Annotated in this window: 14 protein-coding genes (1 of these 14 running past the window's edge); 9 read left to right on the top strand and 5 right to left on the bottom strand. The window is 42.1% G+C overall.

Translation table 11 applies throughout. The features are described 5' to 3' along the window. Positions 1-105: 105 nt before the first annotated feature. Positions 106-666 carry a TetR/AcrR family transcriptional regulator gene (locus QC759_RS04500; protein WP_048071921.1) on the bottom strand — a complete coding sequence of 187 codons (561 nt, stop codon included), beginning with the start codon at positions 664-666 and terminating at the stop codon, positions 106-108. 289 nt (positions 667-955) lie between these two features. Between QC759_RS04500 and QC759_RS04505 the strand changes: the two genes are divergently transcribed. From QC759_RS04505 to QC759_RS04515, 3 genes are all read left to right on the top strand, one after another. Beyond that, positions 956-2,011 (top strand): AI-2E family transporter, encoded by a 1,056-nt coding sequence (locus QC759_RS04505; protein WP_048071920.1) that lies wholly within the window; start codon positions 956-958, stop codon positions 2,009-2,011. 58 nt (positions 2,012-2,069) lie between these two features. Beyond that, positions 2,070-2,714 carry a methyltransferase family protein gene (locus QC759_RS04510; RefSeq protein WP_052659940.1) on the top strand — a complete coding sequence of 215 codons (645 nt, stop codon included), beginning with the start codon at positions 2,070-2,072 and terminating at the stop codon, positions 2,712-2,714. Positions 2,715-2,776: 62 nt separating this feature from the next. Continuing rightward, the gene (locus tag QC759_RS04515) at positions 2,777-3,052 is read left to right on the top strand and encodes a hypothetical protein (protein ID WP_048071919.1); all 276 of its coding nucleotides are present in this window, start codon (positions 2,777-2,779) and stop codon (positions 3,050-3,052) included. A gap of 22 nt (positions 3,053-3,074) precedes the next feature. Here QC759_RS04515 and QC759_RS04520 read toward each other — a convergent pair whose 3' ends face one another. The 3 genes from QC759_RS04520 to QC759_RS04530 form a co-directional block, all read right to left on the bottom strand. Beyond that, positions 3,075-3,632: a flavodoxin family protein gene (locus tag QC759_RS04520; protein ID WP_048071918.1), complete on the bottom strand. Its 558-nt coding sequence runs from the start codon at positions 3,630-3,632 to the stop codon at positions 3,075-3,077. Between the two features lie 54 nt (positions 3,633-3,686). Next, entirely contained in the window at positions 3,687-4,502 is an 816-nt protein-coding gene (locus tag QC759_RS04525) for an ATP-binding protein (protein ID WP_048071917.1), read from the bottom strand. A gap of 693 nt (positions 4,503-5,195) precedes the next feature. Continuing rightward, on the bottom strand, positions 5,196-5,612 hold the full coding sequence (locus QC759_RS04530) for a hypothetical protein (protein WP_231553494.1): 417 nt from the start codon (positions 5,610-5,612) through the stop codon (positions 5,196-5,198). A 574-nt stretch (positions 5,613-6,186) separates the two neighbouring features. Between QC759_RS04530 and dmpI the strand changes: the two genes are divergently transcribed. Both dmpI and QC759_RS04540 read left to right on the top strand, forming a co-directional pair. Continuing rightward, positions 6,187-6,375 (top strand): 4-oxalocrotonate tautomerase DmpI, encoded by a 189-nt coding sequence (gene dmpI, locus QC759_RS04535; protein ID WP_048073148.1) that lies wholly within the window; start codon positions 6,187-6,189, stop codon positions 6,373-6,375. A gap of 87 nt (positions 6,376-6,462) precedes the next feature. Further along, on the top strand, positions 6,463-8,562 hold the full coding sequence (locus QC759_RS04540) for a thioredoxin domain-containing protein (RefSeq protein WP_048073149.1): 2,100 nt from the start codon (positions 6,463-6,465) through the stop codon (positions 8,560-8,562). Between the two features lie 150 nt (positions 8,563-8,712). Here the strand turns inward: QC759_RS04540 and QC759_RS04545 are convergent, their stop codons facing one another. Beyond that, a complete protein-coding gene (locus tag QC759_RS04545; protein ID WP_371855802.1) occupies positions 8,713-9,129 on the bottom strand; it encodes a CopG family ribbon-helix-helix protein in 417 nt (138 codons plus the stop codon). 85 nt (positions 9,130-9,214) lie between these two features. On the opposite strand from QC759_RS04545, the gene QC759_RS04550 reads away from it, so the two are divergent. The 4 genes from QC759_RS04550 to QC759_RS04565 all read left to right on the top strand — a co-directional run. Next, a complete protein-coding gene (locus QC759_RS04550; protein ID WP_048073150.1) occupies positions 9,215-10,102 on the top strand; it encodes a metal ABC transporter solute-binding protein, Zn/Mn family in 888 nt (295 codons plus the stop codon). A gap of 66 nt (positions 10,103-10,168) precedes the next feature. After that, the gene (locus QC759_RS04555) at positions 10,169-10,915 is read left to right on the top strand and encodes a metal ABC transporter ATP-binding protein (RefSeq protein WP_048073151.1); all 747 of its coding nucleotides are present in this window, start codon (positions 10,169-10,171) and stop codon (positions 10,913-10,915) included. Between the two features lie 75 nt (positions 10,916-10,990). Continuing rightward, positions 10,991-11,797 carry a metal ABC transporter permease gene (locus tag QC759_RS04560; RefSeq protein WP_048073152.1) on the top strand — a complete coding sequence of 269 codons (807 nt, stop codon included), beginning with the start codon at positions 10,991-10,993 and terminating at the stop codon, positions 11,795-11,797. 111 nt (positions 11,798-11,908) lie between these two features. Next, on the top strand, positions 11,909-12,500 hold the 5' portion of the coding sequence (locus QC759_RS04565) for a hypothetical protein (RefSeq protein WP_048073153.1). 59 nt of this gene lie beyond the right edge of the window; only the first 592 of its 651 coding nucleotides appear in the window; it begins with the start codon at positions 11,909-11,911; its stop codon lies beyond the right edge, outside the window.

Consider the following 12,500-nt stretch of genomic DNA (forward strand, 5'->3'; position numbering starts at 1 on the left):
TATCCCAGTGCGGATATTTCATCGCCGTTTTTTTCAATTTTCCTGTACTGCATGTTAACACCTTTAGATTGACCTGTCAGTCTAATCTTTTGCCAAAAAAATACATTATTTAGATATTCCATCCCAGAACAGTTCAAATGCCAGTTCAATATTATTTTTCTTTCTTTTTTCAGGATTTTTCTCAAAATGGGTTATGGTATTGAGTACGTTTCCCCAAAAATAGTCCATCAATAGCTCATCATATACCGGTTTGATTTCATCCTCTTTCAATCCCTTTTTATAGACTTCCAGGAGGTCCACGAACTTCTCCTCGATTCTCCCCTTGGTGAATGATGTTATGTAGGGGGAACAGTGGAAGGTCATTATAAAATTGAATTTGTAAGGCTCTTCAATACCAAAATTCACAAAGTTAAGCCACAGGGATTTAACATTTTCTTTAAATGATTTGCTCTCATCGTAGTCTCCCTGGGAGGCTTCTAAGATGTTTTCTTTAGTGTAGATGTAAAGACGGTCAATGAGATCTTCCTTGGTCTTGAAATAGTGGAAGAGGGTACCGGTGGCCACTCCAGCAGTTTTTGCAATTTCCGCAGTGGAAGTACCATGAAATCCCCTTTCTACAAAGAGTGGAAGGGCTGTGTCCAGTATTTTCTGTTCTTTTTCCTTCAACTTGCCTACATCCTTAAATTCACTTTATTTAATTACTAGACTGATTAGTCGGTTTAGTATTTAAAGTTTTCCCGCCCTACTTATCCTGGGGAGAGGAAGGAATATAAAATTGGTTTGATCAGTACTCCCTGAAACTTATCTATCAACCTCAAACTTGAGGTAGAAAAAATTAGGAGAGATGGTATTTTGTTAGAGGATCACTATGCTTGGGCTTTGAAAACAACAGTAAAACTATTAATGGGAAAATTTAGAGGAATAATACCTATTCTAAAATTACCGGGTGTGTACCATGATTTCCCACATTAAAAAAATATCTTCGTCAACGATATTCCCCTTATTACTGATTTTAACCATTTTATCTCTGGGAGTTTTAACTCCCATCATAACCATGGTGGCCTTTGGGGCGATACTGGCCTATTACGTTCGATTCATTGCCAAAAAAATCAAACCCTACGTTAAATATAATACACTGGCCATCACCCTGGGAATGATCTTGCTGGCCATACCCATTGTTTTACTGCTGTACTTCACCATCACCCAGATCCTGGGCATTTCCGTGTCTCTTTTCGGATCTTTACAGGCTACAGCTGGAAATAATCCCTTAAACTTCAGTTTGATCAGCGATGCCGTCCAAAAACTGGGTTTTTCTGCCACAGTGTCCCAGGGAATAGCGGATGCCATAAGATCGGGGATCACCCAGCTGTTATCAGCCATTACCAATTCCCTGATTAACATGGTCAGTTCCATCCCGGCCCTCGCTGCTCAGGTCCTCATACTGATCTTTTCCATCTTCTACTTTGCCCGGGACGGGGATAAAATAGTTCAATACATAAAAGACGTGGTTCCAGATAAGGATAAAGGTTTCTACCGGGAAGTCATAAAGGGGGCTGATGATGTCTTGAAAAGCATCATAGTGGGTAACATTATACCTGCTGCCATCCTGGGAATACTATCTGGGGTGGTTTATTATTTCCTGGGTTACCCTTACGTAATTTTACTGGCCATCGTCAGTGGAATAGCCATGTTCATACCCATAATCGGGCCGTGGATCGTTTACGGGGCCATAGGGATTTTCAGCATACTCCTTGGAAACACCATGCAGGGAGTGCTGGTGATTATCTTGGGGTGGATCATTGAAACCACCACCGACTTCTACATCCGCCCCCGAATATCAGTTCAATACTCCGAAGTCCATCCCCTGGTTTTCCTTCTGGGATTCATCTACGGAGCAGTGACCATGGGCATACCGGGACTGTTCATCGGACCCATGATATTGGGGATAACCTATGCCGCCTACAAGGTCTACCGGGAAGAAAAGGTCAAAGAAAAACAATCCGGAAGTTAAACCTGGTTAATTCAGTAATAAAGTAAATTACTCACTTAAATCATTAATTCATGCACAGGTGGTTGAAATAGAAAAAAAGGATAAAATCCTATTCATATTCATGGCTGCAGCCATCTTATGTAGCTACCTCCTGTTGGAGGATAAAACCCTGCTGTATCTGTTCCTCCTGATCTTTTTGGGCTACAGCTTTACTTCCCTTTATGTTTCTCACCATTACGGAGCCCAGATCAAGGGTTGGTCCAGTGTAATCGCAGAAAGGGATTACACCTCCTTTTTACTCACCATTCCCCAAGCAGGCATTATGGGGGCACTGGTAATCACCCTTTACCCTGGATTTTACATGCCAATTCCATTAATTGCTGGTTTTATACTGATGATAGTGGGCATGGGGTTCAACCTGGTGGTCCGGAAGGAATTAGGTAAGAACTGGGTACCTTTATCTAAAACAACACCTAATCAGGAGCTGGTCACCGACGGACTTTATTCACGGGTTCGGCACCCATTCTACCTTTCTATTTTAATCCTGTTTACCGGAGTGGCCGTAATTTCCTGGAACTGGTACGGATTGATATTCCTGATGGCCCTGGTGGGGGGATTGATAATCAGGATCAAAAAGGAAGAAAATAACCTGATCATCAAATTTGGTGATGAATACCAGGAGTATATGGAAAAAACAGGAATGTTAATACCCAAAATAACCTAAATTTAGTTATAGGGTTGATAATTAAATATAGAGTACATGCCAAGATTGAGAGTGGGTGAGGGATGGCCATGGAGCAGGATAGGAAAGTTGAAAAATTGAAAGAAATCCTTAAAGACAGAAACTGCACTATAGAAAAGCATTCCAGTGTTATGGAGATAACATTTTCACAGGAGGAGGATGCCCACTGGTTTGAAAATATTTTCGATGATTACCAGAGGGAATCTGCAGTTAGCTGTTTGATGTCCATGCGGGGGGCTAACGCCCGGTACAAATTCGTGTTCAATGTTAAAGACATGGACCAGTTCATTAATTTATTAGAAAAAAGTAAGGATAGTTAAAGGCTGTTCTGAGTTTCGGACCCTATCCCTGGGTTAATTTCATCCCCAGTTCCCGGGCCTGGTCTAATACTTCTTTTTTGTTTTCAACCGCCCCGGGAATACTGTTATCATGGGAGGAAATCATACCTACCATCTTGTACCCCAGAAATTCGAACATATTCTGGGTGTAGTAGAAGTACTCTTGGAATAGGTTCTTATCAGGGTTTCCCTGAGAAAATACCAGTGCCACTGCTTTTTGCCCGTATTTATCCTCAAACCCGGTTTTGAAGTTGGCATATAAACGATCGGTGAATAGCTTGGCCTGGGCACTCATTTGCCACATATAAACCGGGGATCCCAGTACAAAGGCATCTGCTTCCCTTATCTGAGCATAAGCCGTCTGCATATCGTCGTCAGTCCCACATTCTCCTTCGTTTTCCTTGCAGTGCATGCAGGCCTGGCAGGGAGCAATATCCATCTGGTTCAGATTGAAAAGTTCGGTTTCCGCTCCTGCTTCCCGGGCACCATCTAGCACCTCTTCCACCATGATTTTAGTGTTACCATCCTCACGTGGACTTCCCACAAATCCCAGTACTTTCATTTTCTACAACTCCTTTTGCTGGCGTGTTAATGAATTACTATATCTGTAGTTAACCTACATTATTTCTCCATTTATGGAGATAGTGTAATCCTTTATGATTATATTCTTCTGAGCCTTTTCCAGAGCCCTTTTAACGATTACTTCAATACCGGAACAGCAGGGAACCTCCATGTGCACAATGGATATTGATTTTATGTCCTGCTTGGTGAAGATCTCACTTAACTTCTCCACGTATTGGTCAATGGTGTGATCCAGTTTGGGGCAGAAAATGATGAGAATCTTATCCTTTAAAAATCTCTGGTGGAAATTGGCATAGGCAAAGGGCGCACAGTCCGCAGCAATGAGGAGGTCTGCATTTTTCAGGTAAGGGGCATTGGGGTTTAAAAGTTGCAGTTGTACTGGCCAGTTACCCAGTTCGGCACTTAAAATCTGGGGAGATTCACTTCCTCCGGACTGGGGCTCTGGAACCTGCATTGCAGAACCCGGACAGCCACAGGCCAGAGGAGCATCCTCTTCATAATCAGGCACTTCCAGATTTTTTTCCTTTAAAACATTAATGGCTTCTTCCAGGTATTTTGTCTCACCGTGCTCGTGCAGATGCTTCAAATGGGCCTTAATAACATTGGGTCCGGCTTTTGTAATATTTTCCATAACCCGAGATTCATCGTAGGGTTCAGCCTCCCTTCTCTCGATCTCTATAGCTCCTTCCGGGCAGTCACCGATACAGGCCCCCAGCCCATCACAGAATAAGTCACTGATGAGATGGGCCTTACCATCAATTACCTGCAGAGCACCCTCGGGGCACCCAGTAACACAGAGACCACAGCCATTACATTTTTCCTGATTGATCCGGATAACATCTCGCTTCATAATAAACCCTCTTTTCTAATAATTAATAAAATCTAATCCTGCAGTATATTGTTTGTAAATCCCGGTTGAAATAACATTCGAATTCATAAGTTTTTGGTCAATTGGGATATATAGTGGGTGCATTTTGTTGATGCTTTTCGGGTTACTCTCTGTTTACAACCTTTAGGTAATATCATAAAACGGGTAAAGAAAATAATGAACCGGAAAAACAGATATATGTAAGTTCATATGATTCTTGATACCGTTGTGGTGTAATGTTTTACCTTAAGATTCAGGGTAACTTGTAACTCATAGTTTCAGAAGTAACCTGTAACTCATAGAATATCTTAATTCGTTATAGGTCAGTTTAACGAAGTAAAATCAGAGTAAAGTAATCATTTTTCCTAGGAAACTATTATTTCCTAATGATTTGCTAAAATGAGCCAAACTGCTGATGTTTGTACTAGTTAGGCTATATGTGATGATCATTTTACACCACTTTCTAGTTTTTTTATTTTTAGGGACAAAAAATTTTATTCTACCATCAGTCTCTCATGTGAATTTTTTTAATCTATCCAAAAAAAAATTGTGAATCAAAAAAATTGTGAGATTTTGGAAAAAATTTGAATGTAAAATTTGAATCCTGGGGCGATGAAAAAAATTATTGTATATATTGGTTAGGTTGGTTAGGGTAAGAATTGATAAATAAAATAATTATTCACCCCTCTTTTTATATTCCAGATAGTTCTCTGGATACCTCCCCAGGACCAGATCCATTATTCCCTGGTTTTCCAGTTCCTCAATGATTTTGGCCCGAAACTCCAGTTCAGCTTGGGCCTCGTCCAGGAGGTTTTTGGTTACAAAGAGGCGGTGTTCAACTTTGTGATGTTTACGCTGGAGTTCCAAGTAGTTGTTGAGTTTTACATCCAGTTCTTTGCGTTCAAATTCTTCTATCTGTTTTTTAAGCAGCTTTTTCTCTTCAATCACATCCAGGATTATCTCCTGGTTGGTGTTGATCTTGTCTTTAAAAAACTCGATCTCCGATTCATTTTTAGCTAATTTTGCCTCCAACTCTTTGATCCGTTTTTTATCATCAGTTGATGTTGTCTCCTGCACGGGATTATCTTTCATGGAAACCTCCTTGGAAATGCTGCTTAATATCCCCACATAACTCCAATAGAATCATAACTATTCATATTATAATTTGATCTTTAATTTTATCTGTAATTAATATTCCATTTATAATTACATAATAATACCCGTCAGTCAAAGATCAAGATCCTGTGGAACTTCTATAGAAAAAAAAACAATATTCGATATTCAAGCTAAAAATTGGTTTTAATTTTAATTTAATAAATTAAAAATTATTTTTGTTATACTAATATAACATGTTATATTAATACTACAAAACTTATTAAATCAAGGGTGATGTTTAAAAAATTTTAATTATCAAGGAATTAAAGAATAATAATTGCCCATCACTTTTTGCATACTGTTAAATTATCGCAATATGCTTTGTTAGATGTATACCAAAATACTAAGATGGGGTGCTTTTTCTTAAAAACTTTTCTTCTAATAATATATTTATGGAATTTTTCATGTTTTTGCCAATTTCATGTGTTATCCATTTTATGTTTTTTTCCAAATAAATTTATGATTCTGTAAAAACATAGTGTAATCTAAGATTTTTTGGAGGTAAAAAAACATGCCAGTTATAACCATAGATGTTCCTCCCATGAGCAAGGAACAGAAAAAAGAGATGGTAGATAAATTTGCCAAGACTGCCAGTGAGATACTGGGACTTCCAGTCCAGTCCATTGTGACCATAATACGGGAAGTTGAAGCAGAGAATGTTGGAGTGGGAGATAACCTGCTCTGTGATATCCCCCATTAAATACTCTCTATATTTAAAACAGCTAAGCATTAATTAGGTAGAAACACTCTCCATTAGAAACACCCCCCCATATGTGACGGCGATAAAATGTCTGAAGACACTTCCCCAGAATCTGAAAATACTCTGAACCACCTTAAAGATGAAAAAAGCCCCTATCTACTCCAGCACAGAGACAACCCTGTGGATTGGTACCCCTGGGGTGAGGAGGCATTCCAAAAAGCTAAAGATGAGAATAAACCAATATTCCTTTCCATTGGTTACTCCACCTGTCACTGGTGCCATGTAATGAGCCGGGAATCATTCCAGGATCCGGAGATAGGCCAGCTCATTAACCAAGTCTTTGTACCAGTTAAGGTAGACCGGGAGGAGAGACCAGACATTGACAGTATTTACATGACGGTATGCCAGATGATCACCGGCAGTGGCGGCTGGCCCCTTACTATCATCATGACTCCTGACTTGAAACCCTTCTTCGCTGGCACCTACTTCCCCAAAGATACCGGACCCCGGGGAACTGGCCTCAGAGACCTCATACTCAACGTCCATGAACTTTGGGAAAACCAGGAGGGCGAACTCCTAAAATCCGCTGATGAATTAACTGTTTCCCTGGAAAAAATATCCCAGGGAAAGCCCGGTGACTCTTTACCCCCAGAAATAATAACCCAGACCTACCATTCACTCCAGGAAAACTTCGACCAACAATACGCTGGCTTTGGAACCAACCAGAAATTTCCCACCCCACACCACCTCCTCTTCCTTTTAAGGTACTGGAAACAAACCGGTGAAACTGAAGCATTAAATATGATTCAGGAAACATTAAAAGCCATGCGCAAAGGTGGAATATATGACCACATCGGTTTTGGATTTCACCGTTACACTGTGGACCAGCAGTGGATCATCCCTCACTTTGAAAAGATGTTATACGACCAGGCCCTACTGGCCATGGCCTACACCGAGGCCTACCAGGCCACCGGGGAAACTGAATATCGGGAAACTGCCGAAGAAGTCCTGGAGTACATTTTAAGGGACATGCGATCACCAGAGGGTGGTTTCTACTCTGCCGAGGATGCCGATAGTGAGGGGGAAGAAGGTAAGTTCTATCTGTGGACTGCTGAAGAAATCCAGGACCTACTGGGTCCTGAGGATGGAGCACTCTTCCAGACGGTCTACTCAATTTCCCCCGAAGGGAACTTCAAGGATGAGGCCAGGGGTATTAAAACTGGTAAAAACATACTACACCGAACTAAAACCTGGGATGAAATTTCAGCTGAACTGGAAATACCTTCAGACCAGCTGTGGTGGAAGATGGAGCATGCCAGGGAAGTACTCTTCCCGGCACGTGAAGCACGGATACATCCCGGTAAGGATGATAAGATACTCACTGACTGGAATGGGCTGGTTATCACCGCTTTATCCATTGCTGGAAAAGTATTTGGCAGGGAAGATTATCTGGTGGCTGCAGGAGAGGCAGTTGACTTCATAATGACTCATCTTCACAGTCAGGGCCGGTTAAAGCATCGCTGGCGTGAAGGTGAATCGGCAATTGAGGGAAACCTTGATGACTATGCCTACCTAATCTGGGGGTTACTGGAGCTTTACCAGGCTACATTCCAGGCAGAATACTTAAAAGCAGCCCTAAAACTTAACCAGACCCTTACCAAACACTTCTGGGACAATGAGGAAGGTGGATACTATTTCACCCCTGACCATGCCCCTCAAATCCTGGTAAGGCAGAAAGAAGCCTACGATACAGCACTCCCCTCTGGAAATTCAGTGCAACAGATGAACCTGGAAAGACTGTACCTTTTAACCGGAGAGAATAACTTCAGAGAAACCTCCGAGTCACTGGAAAAGTATTTCTCCCCTACCATGAAGCAGACACCAGCTGCTTTCACCATGTTCCTTTCGGCCATCATGTTCCAGACCAGTCCCTCCTTCGAAGTCACCATCCTGGGGGAAAAAGACAGCCTGGATACTCAGGGGATGTTAAAAGCTTTACAGAAAGAATATCTGCCCCAAGTGGTTTTGGTACTCAAATCATCCAGTGATGATCTAATAAAAGAGCTCATTCCCTCTCTAGAGAATAAAACCATGGTAGGCAACCAGGCCACAGCCTATGTCTGTGGGGATGGCACCTGTCAGGCACCAGTTAACACCCCGGAAGAATTAATAAATCTTTTAAAATAGGAGTAGATCTTCTAATAGAGGAATAGGTCTTCTTTATGGTGTAGATCTTCTATATGGGATATGTTTCTTAATAAGAATAAATCTTCTAAATAGGCCCCCCCCCATCAATGATTATTCCTATGTAAATGATAGTTCTTAGCTTCCCATTGATTATTCCTGAGGAAGAGGAACCAGTTTGGAGTATAAGAATTTGATGTTACGGTTTAAAAGACGAGAAAGCTCCCTCATCCGGCCAGCATCACCCTGCAGGATGAAAAGCTCCAGACACTGGTTCTCCTGCAGGTGACTGTGTATCTGGGTGTTGATAATATCCTCAAAATTATGCTTGATCTGGGTGACCTTATCCTCTGACTTTTGGGGATGGATCAAAATGAGTATGGAATGAATATGGCCTTTCAAATTCTTTTTTTCATCATTATCAGCGATTAAAAGACGAGTACTGGCTCTGAATATTTCAGATCGGCCTGAAAATCCGATTTCATCCTTCAGGGCATCTATCTCCTCCAGGAGTTTATCACCGAGTGACACACTGATAATGGCCATAACTGTGGATATTAATAAAATCATATAAAAACCTTGCTAAATTTTATTAAGAAAATTTATAAATATTAATAAAACCAGATATTAAGTCATAAATTATTATTCTGGTACCATGATGGAAAGGAAAAAAATTCTGATTATAATCCTACTAATATTAATTCTGGCCATTTCGATAACTCTTTATTTTTACACCTCCACCGGTAATTCTACCCCCTCTCCCAGTGACAAGATAGGGGTCGTGGTTACTGTGGGGCCCCAGGAAGAATTTGTAAAAAGGGTGGGTGGCGACCGGGTGAATGTAACGGTCATGGTACCACCCGGGTCAGACCCCCACACCTACGAACCCCTGGCGGAGCAGATGAAACAGGTCCAGAATGCCCGGATATATTTCCAGGTAGGATCCGACGTGGAATTTGAATTAACCTGGTTGGATAAACTGCGAAGCATGAACCGCCAGATGAAGGTAGTTAACAGTTCTGCAGGAATCCAGCTTATCCCTAACACCGCCGAATCGGAAGCAGGAAGCGACCCCCATGTATGGGTTTCACCCAAAAACGCCAAGAAAATGGTGGAAAACATTTACCAGGAACTGGTAGAAGTTGACCCGAAAAACAGGGATTATTACACTAAAAATAGGGATGAATATTTAAGTGAGCTAGACCAGCTGGATAAAAACATCACAAAAACACTATCTGGTAAAAATAATACCATCATAATGGTTTACCACCCCTCATGGGCCTACTTCTGTAAAGATTATAATCTGCAGCAGCTAGCCATTGAAAAGGAAGGGAAGGAACCCACATCCCAGGACATTGTCAAACTGGTGGACACGGCCCGTAAAGAAGGTATTATGGTAATATTCGCCTCTCCCGAGTTTTCCACGGCCAACGCCCAGACAATTGCCAGTGAAATTGGTGCCAAGGTGGTCTCTGTAGATCCACTCAGCCCGAACTATCTGGAAAACATGAAAAAGGTGGCAGAAGCATTTGCCAGTTCTTAAAATAAAGGTATATTCATTTTTCAAACGATCTCCTCGAGATATGATAAATAGACAGGTTATGGTGTAATGGCGACAAACATTGTTGAAATGGAGAATGTATCGGTAAGCTTTAACCAGCAATCCATTCTCCAGGAAGTTAACCTCAACATTAGTGATGATGATTTCCTGGCCATAATAGGCCCCAATGGGGGTGGTAAAAGCACCCTCCTCAAGATTATATTGGGACTTTTAAAGCCAGATACCGGAAGGGTAACCGTATTTGGCAAACAACCCGGAAATCCCCATAACCCTATTGGCTACCTCCCTCAACACGTATCCTTCGATCCGGACTTTCCCATAAACGTCTTTGACACCGTGTTATCTGGCCGGTACCACGGGGTTTTCAAGGATTATTCTCGGGAGGATAAAGAAATGGTGGCAAAGGCCCTGGAAGAAGTGGAGATGGGTGATTTTTCCCACCGCCAGATTAGTAGACTTTCTGGGGGGCAGATGCAACGGGTTTTCATTGCCCGGGCACTGGTGCGCCAGCCTAAATTACTGCTCCTGGACGAGCCCATGGCCAGTATTGACCCTAAAATGCAGAACTCATTCTACCAGCTCCTCGCCCGGTTAAGGGAAAGAATGGCCATAGTACTGGTCAGTCACGATGTGGGAGCGGTGTCCACTCAGGTGGATAACATCGCCTGTTTAAACCAGAAACTTTACTACCACGGGCCAGTTGAGGGTTCAGAAAAGGGATTGGAAGCGGTTTATCAGTGCCCCATTGGATACATAAGCCATGGAATCCCCCACCGCATATTAAAAGACCATTAATATTATATAAGTTCAAATTTCGTAAATAAATCAGAAATAATACACAAGGAATAAAATAGGAAGGGAAATGATATATTGACGGGAATTCTGGAGTACACCTTCATGCAGAATGCCTTCCTGGCCGCTATCCTGGTGAGCGTGGCCTGTGGAGTGGTGGGTACCTACGTCGTGGTTAAACGCATAGTCTTTATCAGCGGGGGCATATCTCATGCAGCCTTCGGGGGAATTGGTCTGGGATACTTCCTGGGAGTTAATCCCATACTCTCGGCCATACCCTTCAGCTTAGCTTCTGCTCTAATCATGGGAGTGACCAGTAAAAAGGTAAAAATTAGTGAAGATACAGCCATTGGGATTCTATGGAGTCTGGGAATGGCTATTGGTATTATATTTATAAATTTAACCCAGGGATACGTTCCGGATCTCATGAGTTACCTCTTTGGGAGCATTCTCACTGTACCCTTCAGTGATCTGCTGATAATGCTTGTCCTGGATATAATCATCATTATCACCGTTATTTTATTCCAGAATGAATTCCAGGGAATATCCTTTGATGAAGAATTCAGCCAGGTCATGGGCATGCCTACCACCGCCATCTACCTACTCCTCTTATCCCTGGTTGCCCTCTCCGTGGTGGTTATGATAAAAGTTGTGGGTATAATACTGGTAATTGCCCTTTTAACCATCCCGGCAGCTATTGCCAAACAGTACACCTACCATATGGGGCGGATGATGGTACTGGCGGTGATACTGGGAATGATATTGACCACTGGTGGCCTGTATTTATCTTATCTTTTCAATCTGGCTTCCGGTGCCACCATTGTTCTGGTTCTGGGATTGGGATTCTTGATTTCGGTGATAATCCAGAGATTGATAAAAGATTGATAATTCTGTGGCAGGAGTATAAAACACGAAATGATAGAACTAAGGAGATATGATAATTTACTAATCATTAAGATACTTATACTAATGTTAAGTAATGCCAGGGGTGGGTAAATGGTAAAAGATAAAATCAAGGTTGTTTGCACGGGACTCATGGTTGCACTGTTTATCCTGGTATCTATCAACGGAGCATCCTACGCGGATGTGGTTAATCCTGGAGAAAAGACCATACCCTACAGTTACCAGATAGCCAACATTCAAGATTATCCCGATTACGTGTTAATTCTTCACGGCACTCCCAATCCATCCCTGGAAGTTTTAAACTCATCAGAATTCAGTTTTTACAAGTTAAGCACCTGCTCCATCTATGCCGTCCCTTCCAGTGTTTACCAGGAGGTGCAGGTGAACCAGATGAATGATACCATGGTATCTGAATTTCTTAACAATGATAGCCGGGTGGCCCGTTCTGATCTAGAACTGGAGGGACTCTACGACACAATAAACGAGGGAAACTCCCTGGAAAGTGCTCTTATCCTACTCAAAATCCGGTCCATCCAGGGCAATACCCTGAACATCCAGAAGGAGAAGATCATCTACACCTACAGTAACGGCCAAAGGATTGAAAAGCCCTTCCAGAACCAGAACCAGACACCGGAGCCTCCAGTTATAGGGCAATCATGGGACTTCTATCTTTACTTTGTGGTGT

It is taken from the genome of Methanobacterium formicicum (assembly GCF_029848115.1).
GTDB classification, from domain to species: Archaea; Methanobacteriota; Methanobacteria; order Methanobacteriales; family Methanobacteriaceae; genus Methanobacterium; species Methanobacterium formicicum.

Coding starts and splice junctions, on each gene's coding strand:
- QC759_RS04530 (WP_231553494.1), bottom strand. CDS start 5,612: ATGAAAGATAATCCCGTGCAGGAGACAACATCAACTGATGATAAAAAA.
- QC759_RS04515 (WP_048071919.1), top strand. CDS start 2,777: ATGGCCATGGAGCAGGATAGGAAAGTTGAAAAATTGAAAGAAATCCTT.
- QC759_RS04540 (WP_048073149.1), top strand. CDS start 6,463: ATGTCTGAAGACACTTCCCCAGAATCTGAAAATACTCTGAACCACCTT.
- QC759_RS04520 (WP_048071918.1), bottom strand. CDS start 3,632: ATGAAAGTACTGGGATTTGTGGGAAGTCCACGTGAGGATGGTAACACT.
- dmpI (WP_048073148.1), top strand. CDS start 6,187: ATGCCAGTTATAACCATAGATGTTCCTCCCATGAGCAAGGAACAGAAA.
- QC759_RS04525 (WP_048071917.1), bottom strand. CDS start 4,502: ATGAAGCGAGATGTTATCCGGATCAATCAGGAAAAATGTAATGGCTGT.
- QC759_RS04550 (WP_048073150.1), top strand. CDS start 9,215: ATGATGGAAAGGAAAAAAATTCTGATTATAATCCTACTAATATTAATT.
- QC759_RS04545 (WP_371855802.1), bottom strand. CDS start 9,129: ATGATTTTATTAATATCCACAGTTATGGCCATTATCAGTGTGTCACTC.
- QC759_RS04555 (WP_048073151.1), top strand. CDS start 10,169: ATGGCGACAAACATTGTTGAAATGGAGAATGTATCGGTAAGCTTTAAC.
- QC759_RS04505 (WP_048071920.1), top strand. CDS start 956: ATGATTTCCCACATTAAAAAAATATCTTCGTCAACGATATTCCCCTTA.